This is a genomic window from Acinetobacter sp. V2, assembly GCF_001188385.1.
GTDB lineage: Bacteria > Pseudomonadota > Gammaproteobacteria > Pseudomonadales > Moraxellaceae > Acinetobacter > Acinetobacter oleivorans.
In genome coordinates, this window is record NZ_JZFB01000001.1 from 901,460 (window position 1) to 915,949 (window position 14,490).

A 14,490-nucleotide genomic window follows, 5' to 3' on the forward strand; every position below is an offset into this window, starting at 1 on the left:
CCACCTGCGGCAGCGCCTAAAGAAAATCCACAGTAGGCAACAGTAACTGAAAATGAACGGCGATGATCTGCTGCATATTCTGAAACTAAAGTCGCTGCATTGGGAGCAGCAGCACCTGCACCTAATCCAGTAAGAAAACGATAAATTAAAAGATGTGTGATATCAGTTGAAAACGCTGTTAGCAAAGTAAAAATACCAAAGCCAAGTACGCTTAAAATTAGCACTGGTTTTCGGCCAAATTTATCTGATAAAGGCCCAGAAACTAATGCACCTATTGCTAATCCAACCAATGCTGCACTTAAAACTGGTGCTAACTCTTGTGCACTAATGCCCCACTCCTGAATAATCTGAGGAGCAATCAATCCCATGACGACTACATCCAGACCATCTAGGGCAATAATAGCAAAGCAAAAAAATAGAATGAGCTTTTGTAGTCCACCCATCTTATTTTCATTTAATATGCTTTTTACATCTTTCCTTTGTATTTGACTTGTGCTCATGAGTTTCTCCTTATAAAAGCACGAAGTTTCCCTCGGTGTTTTTCTCAAAACACCGTTCCTTAAGGGAATTTTTAAATAAACTGCTGTTTAAGGCTTAATTAGTGAAGCTAAGTTCACTGGCCTTAAAATTTGATTCACCTGTGACGTCACTAAACCTTCAGAGGCTTTCAAATAAATTTGGAAGTCAGGATCTGTATCTCGGGCAAAACTACGCTTTTCATAGTCATCCAGACTGTCATAACCCCACAAATGTACGACCTGATTTAACGTACCGATATTACTAATATAAAAACCAAGTGGCTCACCCAAGTGCTTTTTCAAAATAGGCATCGCCAACTGATCGAATACCTCAAGAAATCTAGGCATACATCTTGGTGTAATATTGTAAATACGATGATCAACAATCGGTTTATGAAACATGAAAAGTCTCCTTAACAGATTGAGAGTTGGTAGATTTAGAATTTTTAGATGATATAAAACCATTCCCTCCTTTAGCTAAATCAGCAATATGTGATCCTGTGATATAGCCAAAAGTCATGATTGGCCCTAAAGTAATTCCTGCACCTGGATAGTTTCCACCCATAATACTCGCACGGTCATTACCAACTGCGTATAAACCTTGAATGGGTTGATGAAACTGATTTAAAACTTCACCAGTAACAGCTGTTCTGATTCCATCAAATGTTCCTAAATCTCCCATAAACACCTTCACAGCATAGAATGGACCTTGCTCAATTGGCGCTACACATGGATTTGGTTTGTGATCTGGATCGGCCAAATATCGGTTAAACGAAGTACAACCCCGGTGGAATTCTGGATCTTGGCCTTTAACAGCCCCTTCGTTATAACGCTGTACTGTTTTAACCAATTGCTCAGCATTAATTCCCACTTGCTGTGCCAGTTCTTTTAAACTATTACCTTTAAAGAGATAGCCTTTTTTAATTAAAGGTGAAAGTGGCATTGGGGCTGGTTTGGCATAACCTAAACCGTATTTGCTAATCGTTTTATGATCGCAGATCAACCACATGGCTGTTTCATCAAACTCCTCACAAGCCCTAAATAAATCTGCACCTACATCATGATAAGAGTTTGATTCATTGGTAAAACGTTTCCCGTTTTTAAGTACACCAATAATTCCAGGCTTATAACGGTCTAATAAATGTGGGAACACGCCGTAGCCATCTGTATAAGGGACTTTTGACACAGGCATCCATGCAGCAGAATCCGCATATTGAATATCCACTACACCACCAACCGATTCTGCAAGGCGACAACCATCTCCTGTATTAGTCTTTGGCACAGGTGAGATGTGCTCACCACCACGTTTCAGGTGCGCGTAAACTTGTTTGAGTCTTTCAATATCATGTGAAAACCCGCCACATGCCAGCACGACTCCATTTTTAGATTTAATCTGGCAGTGCTGATCTTGTTGTTGAACTTGTACGCCAACAACTTTGCCATTTTCAAAATTTAACTGCTTAACTTCAGCTTCTGTATAGATTGGAATATCTAAATCAAATGCAGATTTAGCCAAACGTGCAGCCAAAGCATTACCGCTTGTGACATTAGTACCACGACCATAGACAGCCAGTTCTTTTAAATGAATAGCTAATCGCTTTGCCACATAGATAAATGAAGTAAACGATTTAGTGGCATTAAAAAAGTGCTTTAAATCTGCATTAGATGAATTAAACATCATGCCAATAAAGGTAATCGTTTTAAGAGGTGGGCGTAGGCGCTTCATATTCTCGCCCAAACCACGAATATCATAAGGTGCAGCTAGTACAGAGCGACCAATATCAACCCCACCAGGAGCATCTGGATGATAGTCTGGATAAAGTGTCGGGATAAATTTAACCGAGGTGTATTGTTCGAAAAAATTTAGCATTTCAGGTGCATAATCCAGAAATGCGTTTACAGCCTCAGCATTAAAAAATTCTTTGGTTTCATGCTTTAAATAGGTCAATGCTGCTTCACGGCTATCTTGTATACCATTTTGTTTTGCATGATGATTTCCTGGAATCCATAGAACGCCACCAGAAAAAGCTGTTGTACCTCCGAACACATCGTCTTTTTCAAGGACAATAACATTTAAGCCTTTTTTCTTAGCAGTAATCGCAGTCGACAAACCGCCTGCCCCTGCACCCACCACAACCAAATCGCATTCAAGCTGTTGAGGTAATTTGGTATTCATTGTTGTCACTCCTTGCGACAGATCCATGCGTTCACTTGCCTGAAATAAGCTGGCTACACCATCCTGATAGTGTTGTATCGAACGCTTTTCTTTTTATTAAACTACGGGGCTATCACAGTTCAGACTAGACCACTTTCTTTTAAATTGAACGATGATCGCGCAAACACATCTTATATCGTTCACTGTTTATAAAATCATCTCTTCCAGCGGTTATATAAGACAAATTAAATAGTCTTAAAATATTGATAAAATTATTTTAAATATAAAAAAACGCCCAATAAGGACGTTTGATTGAAACCACAGAACAATGAACTAAATCATGTCTCGAATTTCTTTGGCTGCCTCTCTTAGTAATGGCAAAACCGTATTAATCAGATAGGTATCATTTACTTTAGAAATCGGAGCAACAGCATTTAATCCTGCAATAATATCACCAGTCTGATTAATAATCGGTATCGCAATCGCTGTTACGCCCAGCTCATATTCTTCAGCGGAAATACAATAACCATTGTCCTTAATGGTCTGTAATGCAGCTAGAAAACTGGCTTCTTCTGTGTATGTATATGCAGTAAATCGTTTAAGGCCATATAACTTAATCCAGTTTTTCTGCTCTTCCAAGGATTTATGCGCTAATAAAACTTTACCCGTAGATGAAGCATGAGCAGGAATTCGGTTACCTAGATGAATACCAAAAGGACTTACCCGGAAATGATCATTTTGCGGGACACTTCTAGCAATCGGAACAACCTCATAATTATCTTGAACCACCACTGAGAAAACTAATGTCGTTTTTTCAGATAAATGATTTAAGACAGACTGCGATATTTTGGGCAAATGTGCTGTACTTAAAAAAGCCCCTGAAAACTTAAGCACCTTATGTGTTAACCAGTAATAATATTCATCAGTTTCAAGATAGCCTAAAAACTTGAGTGTCTTTAGATATCTACGTGCTGCTGTACGAGTAATATTAGTTCGCTCTGCGACCTGAGTAACATTTAAACGCTGTCGATCTGTGCCAAATGCTTCAAGAATATTAAGGCCCTTTGCTAAACCCGCAATGTAGTCATCGTATTTAATCGTCTCTTCTGAGAGCGGATGTTGAATAATCTGATCCCTCATCATTTTCCCTTTTCTAAATTCCCTGTCCGATATTCGCTCAGTATGTCTGAATATCGTCTTCATTCCCAGATTGTATCTAGAGCTCGTTTGGCTAAATACGTATTTTAAGTCTTATAGGAGAACTTCAATATTTAAGCATCTATTTCACAAACAGAGCTTAGATCAAAACTTAGGATTTAGGAAATGTATTATGTCTAGACTACAAAATAAAGTCTGTATTATCACAGGTGCAGCCTCTGGTATGGGTGAGTCGGAAGCAATTGCTTTTGCACAACAAGGAGCAAAATTAATTATTGCCGACATGAATTTAGAACAGGCTAACCAAGTTGCCGAGAAGATCATCAACGCAGGTGGAGAAGCCTTTGCTTTTCAAGTTGATGTCACTCAATTTGATCAGCTCAAGCAGTTAGTTGAATTTACATTAGAGAAGTTTGGACGAATTGATGTACTACTGAATAATGCAGGTATTTTCGACAAATATACCAATAGCTTAGATACGACCGAAGAACTTTGGGACCGAATGTTTGCCATAAATGTAAAAGCCGTATTCAATTTAAGTAATTTGGTTCTACCAAAAATGATTGAACAGGGTTCTGGTGCAATTATCAATATTGCATCTATTGCGGGTCTAGTTGCTCAAATGGGAGGCGCTTCTTATACAGCCTCAAAACATGCTGTAATTGGTTATACAAAACATCTAGCAGCAGTGTATGCCAAACATGGCATCAAAATTAATGCTATTTGCCCAGGTACAATTCGTACGCCTATGACAGCCAAAATGCTAGAAACCCGTCCAACTGATAAAATTCCACTGGACCGTTTTGGAGAGGCGTCTGAAGTTGCTGAGTTAGCTATTTTTCTAGCTTCCGATGAAGCCCGTTTTATGAATGGCTCATGTATTACAATTGATGGCGGATACACTATTATTTAATAAGATATTTTTACTCATCTAATAGAGAATGATTCATCAGGTTGAGTAACTACAAAATTGCTGAATAAAAAACAGATAAGGTCAACCCTTATCTGTTTTTATACAATTTAAGCAACCTCTTCCTTTGATTTTATTTCTTCTAATATATTTACCAATTTAGCTAAATTTTGCTCTGGATCTAACCACCAATCTACCGTCCAAACCGATAAAACTTCCCAGCCCAGTCCATTTAAAACTGTTGGTCTCAGCTGATCTCGGTCTCGTGCTGTAGCCGCTTTAGCGTAGTTTTCACCATCTACTATAATACCAGCAATATAACTACCCGAATTTAAATCATCCTTAATAGCTATATCTACACAACTATCGCCCTGACCTATTCCAAGGTCAACACTCCAGCCTTGTTCTTGCAACTTAGTTTGTAGGTACTGTATGAATTCTTTTTTAGTCTGCTGTTTACTTTGATCAACATAATTTAAATGTAACTGACCACTCCGAGCAAAAACAAGGAAGTCTTTTAGATCCCTTACACCTTCGCTATTAGTACGTGCCAAATTAATTTCTTCCGGACTCAAAGCAGAGAAAACATGTAATCCTTGACGAGCACGAGTAATTGCTACATTTAAACGGCGCTGACCACCTTGACGGTTTAGCGCACCAAAATTCATTGATAAGCGGCCATCCTGATCTTTAGCATAGGTAATTGAGAAAACGATAATATCGCGTTCATCTCCTTGCACATTTTCTAAATTCTTGACAAATAAAGGTTCAATGCCTGACTTACTCAATGTCTCTAACTCAGGATGGTTTGCCAATTCATTATCTAGCAAATCCTCAATTAGCTTTTGTTGAGTCATATTGAAAGTTACAACACCGAGAGTCAGAGGATTTTCTTGCCCTAACTGTGACTGTAAATGCTGAATAATAAATTCCACAATCGCCTTTGCTTCATTACCATTGGTACGTGTATCACCTTTGTCGTATACACCCTCAACTACATGCAGTTTTACAGCCGTATCTTTAGCAACAGGTGCAGGGAAAGTAAATAAACCGCCTTTGTAGTATTTCTGATTACTAAATTGAATAAGACTTTCATAACGACTACGGTAATGCCAGTTCAAGGCCAATTCTGGTAACTGTGCAGCAAGGCATTCATCTAGAATACTTTCTAAATCTTCGGTTACTTCTTCATCGACCTCTTCTTCAGAATCTCCTTTACCAAAGAAACTTGTTGGCGGCATTTGTTTATTATCACCTACCACAATTGACTGTTTACCTCTCGCTAATGCACCAATCGCATCCCATACAGGAATCTGTGATGCTTCATCGAAAATCACCACATCAAATTTTGCTTCAGTATCCAGATATTGAGCAACTGATAACGGACTCATTAATAAACATGGTTTTAACCCAACTAACACATCAGGAATCTGACGCATTAATTCGCGTACAGGAATATGACGGCGCTTTTTACCTAATTCTTTATTGAGAACAGTCCACTGAGCCTTATGTTTATCTTGTTCACTAAAAATAGCATTCCAACGATGAATAATCTCATGACTCGCAGCAAGCTGGTGATCTCTGTCTTGCTGTGCAAAAGTCTGGATTTTCTGCTCATGCTGCTGACTATTGAACTGATTTAATTCTGGATGTTGACTAAATTGATGAGTAATCCAGTGTCTCGCTAAATTAATATTCAAACGCTTTAAAGCAGCATCCAACTCCAATGGAGTATCTAAAAGTTCAAAGGCCAACGGTTTTAACCCATGCTGAATCAACTGGCTTTTTATAGCTTGCCAATTTAACCAATGTCTCCAAGATGAACTGTATTGTTGTAATTGCTGCTGTCTGGCGAGAATTTCATTAAAATTAATATCTAGATATGGAGTAAGTTGAGCATCATTTTTTAGTGCATGATCATTCAGCAATTGACTGAATGTATTTTCCACTTGAGCTATGTTTTGTTTTATCTCATCCAAACTATTATTCTTACTAAATTCCACGGCTTTTAATAAAGTTGCTTGATCAGTAATTTTTGAAGCAACTATCTGTTTAATTTCTTGCCACTGATTATGAACAGTTTCAAAACTTTCCCACGCGCTCTCTTCACTCTGCCAGTAAGGACCAAGTTTACTCACCAACTGATTTTCACATTCAGTGAACTGTCTTTGTTGACTTTGGATATGTTGTAAAATTGGCAAGTCATGTGCAACAGCCAAAGCTGTAGGACGTTGAGTTGAGGTTTGATAAGTTTTGAGCAAATTTCTCAACTGAAACTTAGCGAACCATGAGAATGGAAAAATTTTTGATTCTGCTTCACGCCATTTAAAAGCAATTTGGCTTAAATCTGCTTGATAAATTTGAGATTGGTATTGTCCAACCAACGAAGAACGCTGTTCTCTTAAATCTTGGACTATTTGTTTCGCTTGTGTGATTGTTCCTAAATTTAAATCTTTAATAATACTTAGTAATTTTAAATCGGTTTGCTGAACGAGATCAGATAATGCTTTAAAAATAGAAACATCATGTTTAACCTGACTCAGATTTTGCTTTTCTTCAAACCCAAAGACTTCTTGCCAAGCAGACATTGAATTTTGCAAACGTTGTATCTGCTCCACAAGTTGATCTTGTAACATTTGATACTGTTCTTGCCATGCCAAACTCCAAATTGGACTAGCTAAACCCTCAGCGAAACCATTCAATACATCTTTCGCATTTTCGTTGACGAGCTGACGTAAACTTACAGCTTGTGTCACTGTCTCACTCATTAGCTCCCGTTTTTCTGCTGTCAAAGTCGCAATACTGATATCAGGAAAACGTAAATGCGGTGTATCCCTATATCGAAGTTCATCACTCATTGCAGCATATAAACTCCAGCCTATCGAATGTGATGTATGGAGATTTTTTACATGTTGATTTAGTTCATCTCGGGTTTGAATCAGTCTATCTGAAAGCTTCTGCCATTCTGTTGTTTTGGGTTGAGCACTGAGAAAGTAAGGATCATTATTTTTCTGCGCTCTTTCTCTCAGTTGATCAAGTACTTCCATTTTTTGAGATTTTGATGAGTGTAACTGCAAGCACAGTTCACTTAAGCCAATTTGTGTCAGACGGCGATAAACGACTTCTAATGCAGCCATTTTTTCAGATACGAATAATACGGATTTACCATCTGCCAAACATTGAGAGATCATATTAGTAATGGTCTGTGACTTACCTGTACCAGGAGGACCTGACAAAACAAAAGTACGTCCTAACGCTGCGGACATAACTGCTGCCAGCTGCGAAGAATCAGACGATAATGGCGTAAATAATTGTTGTGGCTTATATTGTTGGTCTAATTGAGCAGGTTGCGGGAATTCATCTTGTTTAATAAAAGGTTCCCGTGGGGATTCAATCAGATGATTTACCACAGATTGATTTTTTAGTTGATCCATCCGTGAAGACAAATCAAGCCACATTAAATATTTTGAGAATGAGAACTGACCAATTGCAGCCTCAGCTTTTACTTCCCATCCAGCTATATTTACAATCGCCTTTCGTACAATATGTAAAACCTGATTAACATCTATGCCTGAATCATCTGTTGGTAAAGGATTTAAGCCCGCAATATCAAGTTCAAAATCCTGTCTTAATAATTGTAATAAGGTAGAGTTAAAACGTGGCTCATCATCATACATAAATAGACAATAGCCTGTTTTAGCTGTCTCACGTGTAATCTGTACAGGAATGAGTAGTAACGGTGCCTTAAATGTACGTTTCGAGCGTTCGGACTCTCTCCATTCAAGAAAACCAACCGCAAGAAATAATGTATTAGCCCCGCCTTCCTCTAAAGCAGTACGTGAAGCACGATAGACTTCAATCAAGCGTTTTTCTAATAAAGGTGTATCTAAAGGACTAAATAATAATTTCCTAGAAAGGTTTTCATCAACGTATTGATTAATATGCTGGCTTTCGTTGTCGCGTTGAACATCTTTTAGAGAAATACTATCAACACTTTTAAATAAGAAACCTTCCTGATTTGCTAGCGCATCTTCAAGTTTGCTAAGTGTTAATTCAGAACACTGTAATGGGATACTGTAACGATTATCTTTAAAATTTAAGAGTTTGTTACGAAGGCTTAAATCCAATAAACGGCGTAACCAACGATCAACACGTGTGGCTTTGTTTTCAATAGGGCGCTCATTATCGTAAACAGGAATAGATGCTGTCGCCCATTCAATCTCTGTATCATCCAAATGATTTTTCTTTTCCAGATTTGCAGAAATCGGCTTAATACCACGCAAACGGGATTGACGAACATCTATCGCAAGATAAAACTTATTCTGACGAGATTCATCCTTTATATATTGTTTTGCAGTTTCTAGCGCAGTTGTAAATTTTCCTTGTTGTGTAAGCAACGTGGTTTCAATAAAGACTATCTCACCTAAATCATAACGTTTTCTTAAAGCTTGGATATCATCAATGATCAAGTCAACATTTGGCGTCTCATTTAACCAAACACCAAGATACGAATGTCCTTCTTCAATAATAAGTAAAGTATCTAAGCCTATTTGTTCAGCCAAGGCACTTAAAAGTATTGTCGTGTCTAAACAACATGCTAACTTTTCTTCAAAAATCTGCTTTGCCAAACGGATTCGTTGGCCCGATTTAACAAAGCTTGCAGGGTTAACAATATAATGAATATCTTGTTGTAATAAAGATTCCCATACCGCATTCAGCTGAGATAAAACAGAATCTCGATCTCGGTCTTGATAACCATTTAATGAACCTAATTCTTTTGTTTTTAAAATTTCACTCGCTTTAACAAGAATTGGACTAAGAGCTGAAGCATTAGGCTGCGAAAAACTTGCCAACAACTCAATTGGCTGACGTTCTCCACCCCAAGTATCAATGGTCAACACATCTATTTCTAACTGCTGTTCTGCTAGTAATTCTTCATTTTCACTCAACCAAACTACTTCGATACTCCCTTTAATATTCTCTGGTATCTCTTGCAATAATTTAATATCAAAAGCTAATTTTGGTTTATCAAGAGCTAAGACTTGATTGCCTTCCAAACTCGCAATATTGATGGTGTGTTCTTTGAAATACTCAGGATTAGAACGAATAACGATTCGAGAACCAGAAATTGTTTCAGTTGAAGAGATTAGAACTTGTCGAATAAGGGGCACTGAATTTTGCTGTAAAACAAAGTTCAAAGCTGATGCACAATCAACCTTTAATGAATATTCAGGATTAGGTTGTTGTTTATTATCAATTTCTGGCACTATTGCCCCCTTATCTATTTTATTAAATCTAATTAAAGACGTATTTAAAAAACTAAAGTTACAATATTAAATGATATATGTCTTATTTTGAAATTAAAGAAACAACAATATTCAATCTTTCTTAGGTAAGAAAATAAAACCCAAAATCACATGGTAATTTTGGGTTGATACAAAAAAATAAGCACGATCTATATGCGAATATTTGGAGACAATAAACCATGTTTAATCAATCTTGCACGAATAATATTTCGGCTTATTCCTAGTAATTTTGCAGTATGCAATTGATTGTGATGACAATATTCATAGGCAGCTCCTGTAATTTCTGCCTCTAATTGCTCATTTAAATCTTCGATTCCTTGTTCAAACCAACTAAACAGCAATTGTTTTAAAGTTTGATTTGAGTTGCGATAAATCGAAAAATCATATTCTGAAGTGAGTAATTTATGCTTGAAACCGGAAAGTTGGAAATCATAACTTTGAATCAATCCATTTTTACAAATGAGCAATGCGTGATGAATTGCATTTTCTAGCTCACGAATATTTCCCGGCCAATGATAATCAACGAGCAATTGTTGAGCTTCTTCACTTAACATAGGCGGTTTCTTATTCAGACTCTGCGAATAGTCATAAATAAAGTGCTGTGCTAGAGGCAAAATATCACCAGTTCGTAGTCGAAGCGGTAAAACATGGAGCGATGCAACTTTTAATCGAAAATATAAATCTTCTCTGAAATTACCTGCATATACGGCTTCTTCTAATCGAATATTCGTTGCAGCAATTACTCTGACATCAATTTTTTTGGTCTGTCGAGAACCAACCCGAACCACTTCATTTTCTTGTAAAATTCTTAGCAGCTTCACTTGAATGCTTGGTGATAAATCACCAATTTCGTCTAAGAAAATGGTTCCGCCATGCGCTGCTTCAAACCAACCGATCTGATGGCTTATAGCTCCTGTAAAAGCTCCTTTTTCATGACCGAACAACTCTGTTTCAGCCAACGTATCAGATAGAGCACCACAATTTACAGCAATAAAGGGCTTGTTTTTCCGATTAGATAAAGCATGAATCTTTCGAGCAACCAGTTCTTTGCCTGTTCCTGTTTCACCAACAATTAAAACGGACGCTTCGCTTGGTGCGATTTGTTCAACATAAGACATTAAACACTTTGAATTTTGATCTTCAAATACATATGCACTAGCTTTAACCGTACGTACGAGTTGGCGAGATTCGGGATGTTTGACGATATCCATAATAATCTCCAAAATTTAAAGTGGATGAGATCAATCTGAACGAGTACTTTTTCTTAAATCAGAAAAATAGCTAAATAACGTAGCTTAATCTAAGTTTTCTAGATAACTAATACCAATAATATTAAGTGCAAATAATATTAAATTTAATTATTTGCTCATTTAGAGTACTCGATGTGAAATAGGCAACATTCCAAAAGCATAGTGTTGTTTATGCAACAGTACATCAACACTTTGATTTTAAAGCCAACCTATCACATGAGAAAAAAGATACAGTCTATTGAAATTTAATAAATATTTTATTGGCATAGTGTTTGCTGGCTGCATGCTATGAGACTTTAGTTTGGTTGATCTCTTATGATTTATCTAGCTATAACAACTTATAAATCAATTGAAACACCAACCAATTATTTATTCGTCCTTCACGCCACATCGTGAAAGTAAGTCTTAAATTATGTCAAAAATAGATAAATAAAGGATAAGGCAAGTATGAACGTTTTTAATCAGAACCACAGTATTCGTAGTCTTTCTGATGTCATTCCTGTTGCACAGTCTCTGGCTCAGCAGTTTGCGCAAACTGCTATAGAAAGAGATAAAATTGGCGGTACTCCTAAACATGAACGTGATTTAATTCGTCAAAGTGGTCTTCTTGCTTTATCCATTCCAGAGCAATTTGGTGGCTTGTCCGGTCAGTGGCAAGATATCTTTAATGTTGTCAAAATCTTTGCTCAGGCTGATAGCTCACTCGCCCATGTTTTTGGTTTTCATCATTTGCTTTTAGCAACGGTTCGCTTATTTGGCAATTCACAGCAATGGCAGCGTTGGTACCAACTCACGGCTGAAAAATCGTGGTTTTGGGGAAATGCATTAAACCCACTCGACAAACGTACCGTCGTAAAAAAACAAGATGACTGGTACGAATTTTCCGGGAAAAAAAGTTTTTGCTCGGGTGCGCTTGACTCAGAAATGCTTATTGCATCAGGAGTAGATGAAAAAACTGGAAATCTTTTGATTGCAGCGGTACCAACCTCACGTTCAGGAATTACGTTGTACCATGACTGGGATAATATTGGACAACGTCAAACAGACAGTGGTAGTTCCATTTTCGAACGGGTTCGTGTTGAAATAAAAGATATGTTGCTTGACCCTGGGCCACTAAGTACACCATTTTCAACGTTAAGACCTTTAATTGCACAATTGGTTTTTGTGAATATGTTCTTGGGCGTTTCCGAAGGTGCAATGCTTGAAGCCAAACGTTATACAAAAACTGAATCACGTGCATGGTTTTTATCTGGTGTGGAACATGCAGACCAAGACCCGTATATCTTGCGACACTATGGGGAGTTCTGGTTAGAGCTAGAAGCCTTACGCCTGTTAAACAAAAATGCGATTACCAAATTACAAGAAGCATGGGACATTGCTGAAAACCTGACAGAACAACAACGTGGTGAGGTTGCTATTGCAGTAGCAACAGCAAAAGTAGCAGCAACACGAACAAGTCTAGATATTACCAATCGTATTTTTGAGGTGACAGGAGCCAGAGCAACTCAGGCATCATTACGATTTGACCGATTCTGGCGCAATGTACGAACACAAACCTTACATGACCCAGTGGAATATAAGCTGCAAGATTTAGGAATTTGGGCTCTAAATGATCTTTATCCTAAAGCGTCATTCTATTCATAACATCATCGACAACTGAATACTTAGGAATAACCGATATGCATCGAACTCCCACCGACAGAAACGATTTGATATAAATGAGAGACCTACAATAGATGCGGCATAATATTGTTACGCTACCTGAAATTACCCAACGCAGTGACTCGCATAAAGCCACCGCACAGGTATTTAACGACCCAGAATCCCAAAAATTGCTTGAATATATCAAGCAGATTGCACCCAGCGAAGCGAGTGTATTAATTCATGGGGAAACAGGTACAGGTAAAGAGCTCATTGCCAGACAAATTCATAACCACAGTAAACGGCGTAATAAACCATTTATTGCTGTAAACTGTGGGGCTTTTTCTGAGACTCTCGTTGAAAGCGAACTCTTCGGTCATGAAAAAGGTGCCTTTACAGGGGCATTATCGAGCAATGCTGGATGGTTCGAGGCTGCAAACGGTGGGACATTATTACTTGATGAAATTGGGGATTTATCTAAACGGATTCAGGTTAAACTTTTAAGACTATTACAAGAACGTGAAGTAGTTCGTTTGGGCTCTCGTAAAAGTATTCCGGTAAATGTACGAGTACTCGCAGCAACAAATGTAAATTTAGAACAAGCCATTCTTAGCGATCAGTTTCGCGAAGACTTATATTACCGCCTTAATGTGGTTACCTTAAACATTAAACCTTTACGTGAACGAAAAGGAGATATTCTACCTCTCGCCTATCACTTTATTGATAAATATCATGCTCAACTTGGTTATGATAAAGCCGATTTTTCCAACGCTGCAAAAGAAAAAATCAGCAATTACTGGTGGCCCGGTAATATTCGTGAATTAGAAAACATGATCCATCATGCGCTATTAATTTGCCAAAATGGCATTATTGAAAGTCATGATCTCACATTAATCCAACCACCCACTCAACTAAACCCAAATAAGCTTCAAGAAAAAAAAGCTATTGAACCCGTCATAAATCCTAAATTAAAAGAAGTTTTTCATCAGCTATTTCAGCAAAATGATGGACAAGTTTATGCACAATTTGAAGAACAATTATTACGAATCGCCTATCATTATTGCCATCAAAATCAAGTTAAAACTGCACAAATGCTAGGTTTAAGTCGTAATGTTATTCGTTCTCGACTTATTGATTTAGGTGAGCTGGTTGTAAATAAACGCGGCGAATAAATTATTTTTATCTATCAATATCAAGCTAGTCATCAATCATTTGATTGATGACTGGTTATTAAAAGCTAAGCAATCTCTCCTAAATATGCTTTTTGAATTTGTCCGGTTTCATAAAGAACTTGAGTCTGTCCAGAAGCTTTGACTTCTCCACTTTCGATGACATAAGCATAGTTGGTGTAGCCAAGTGCCAAACGAATATTTTGTTCGGCAACTAAAAAACTCACGCCTTGCTGTTCAGATAGAGACTTAATTAATTCAAAAATTTCATAACTAATCTTAGGAGCTAACCCCATTGAAGGTTCATCTAATAAAACCAACTTTGGCTCTGTCATCAATGCCCGACCAATGGCGAGCATTTGCTGCTCACCACCGGAAAGATA

10 protein-coding genes are annotated in these 14,490 nt (G+C 37.6%); 3 read left to right on the top strand and 7 right to left on the bottom strand.

Features of this window, described 5'->3' with window-relative positions:
- From UC75_RS20125 to UC75_RS04100, 4 genes are all read right to left on the bottom strand, one after another.
- The coding region (locus UC75_RS20125; RefSeq protein WP_228137213.1) for an MFS transporter at positions 1 to 500 on the bottom strand (500 nt) is incomplete at its 3' end.
- Between the two features lie 87 nt (positions 501 to 587).
- The gene (locus tag UC75_RS04090) at positions 588 to 920 is read right to left on the bottom strand and encodes an NIPSNAP family protein (RefSeq protein ID WP_013197722.1); all 333 of its coding nucleotides are present in this window, start codon (positions 918 to 920) and stop codon (positions 588 to 590) included.
- Positions 910 to 2,694 (bottom strand): FAD-dependent oxidoreductase, encoded by a 1,785-nt coding sequence (locus UC75_RS04095; RefSeq protein WP_049836796.1) that lies wholly within the window; start codon positions 2,692 to 2,694, stop codon positions 910 to 912. The genes UC75_RS04090 and UC75_RS04095 overlap by 11 nt, the downstream gene beginning before the upstream one ends.
- Before the next feature lie 312 nt (positions 2,695 to 3,006).
- Positions 3,007 to 3,813, bottom strand: a complete 807-nt coding sequence (locus UC75_RS04100; RefSeq protein ID WP_005305842.1) for an IclR family transcriptional regulator domain-containing protein — start codon at positions 3,811 to 3,813, stop codon at positions 3,007 to 3,009.
- A gap of 190 nt (positions 3,814 to 4,003) precedes the next feature.
- On the opposite strand from UC75_RS04100, the gene UC75_RS04105 reads away from it, so the two are divergent.
- A complete protein-coding gene (locus UC75_RS04105) occupies positions 4,004 to 4,744 on the top strand; it encodes an SDR family NAD(P)-dependent oxidoreductase (protein WP_013197719.1) in 741 nt (246 codons plus the stop codon).
- Positions 4,745 to 4,851: 107 nt separating this feature from the next.
- Here the strand turns inward: UC75_RS04105 and UC75_RS04110 are convergent, their stop codons facing one another.
- Both UC75_RS04110 and UC75_RS04115 read right to left on the bottom strand, forming a co-directional pair.
- Entirely contained in the window at positions 4,852 to 10,008 is a 5,157-nt protein-coding gene (locus UC75_RS04110) for a DUF4011 domain-containing protein (RefSeq protein WP_049836797.1), read from the bottom strand.
- Positions 10,009 to 10,196: 188 nt separating this feature from the next.
- Positions 10,197 to 11,258, bottom strand: a complete 1,062-nt coding sequence (locus tag UC75_RS04115; RefSeq protein ID WP_049836798.1) for a sigma-54 interaction domain-containing protein — start codon at positions 11,256 to 11,258, stop codon at positions 10,197 to 10,199.
- Positions 11,259 to 11,744: 486 nt separating this feature from the next.
- Between UC75_RS04115 and UC75_RS04120 the strand changes: the two genes are divergently transcribed.
- On the top strand, positions 11,745 to 12,941 hold the full coding sequence (locus UC75_RS04120; RefSeq protein ID WP_049836799.1) for an acyl-CoA dehydrogenase family protein: 1,197 nt from the start codon (positions 11,745 to 11,747) through the stop codon (positions 12,939 to 12,941).
- Positions 12,942 to 13,033: 92 nt separating this feature from the next.
- A complete protein-coding gene (locus tag UC75_RS04125; protein WP_049836800.1) occupies positions 13,034 to 14,110 on the top strand; it encodes a sigma-54 interaction domain-containing protein in 1,077 nt (358 codons plus the stop codon).
- Positions 14,111 to 14,175: 65 nt separating this feature from the next.
- Here the strand turns inward: UC75_RS04125 and UC75_RS20130 are convergent.
- On the bottom strand, positions 14,176 to 14,490 hold a 315-nt coding region (locus UC75_RS20130), incomplete at its 5' end, for an ATP-binding cassette domain-containing protein (RefSeq protein WP_228137076.1).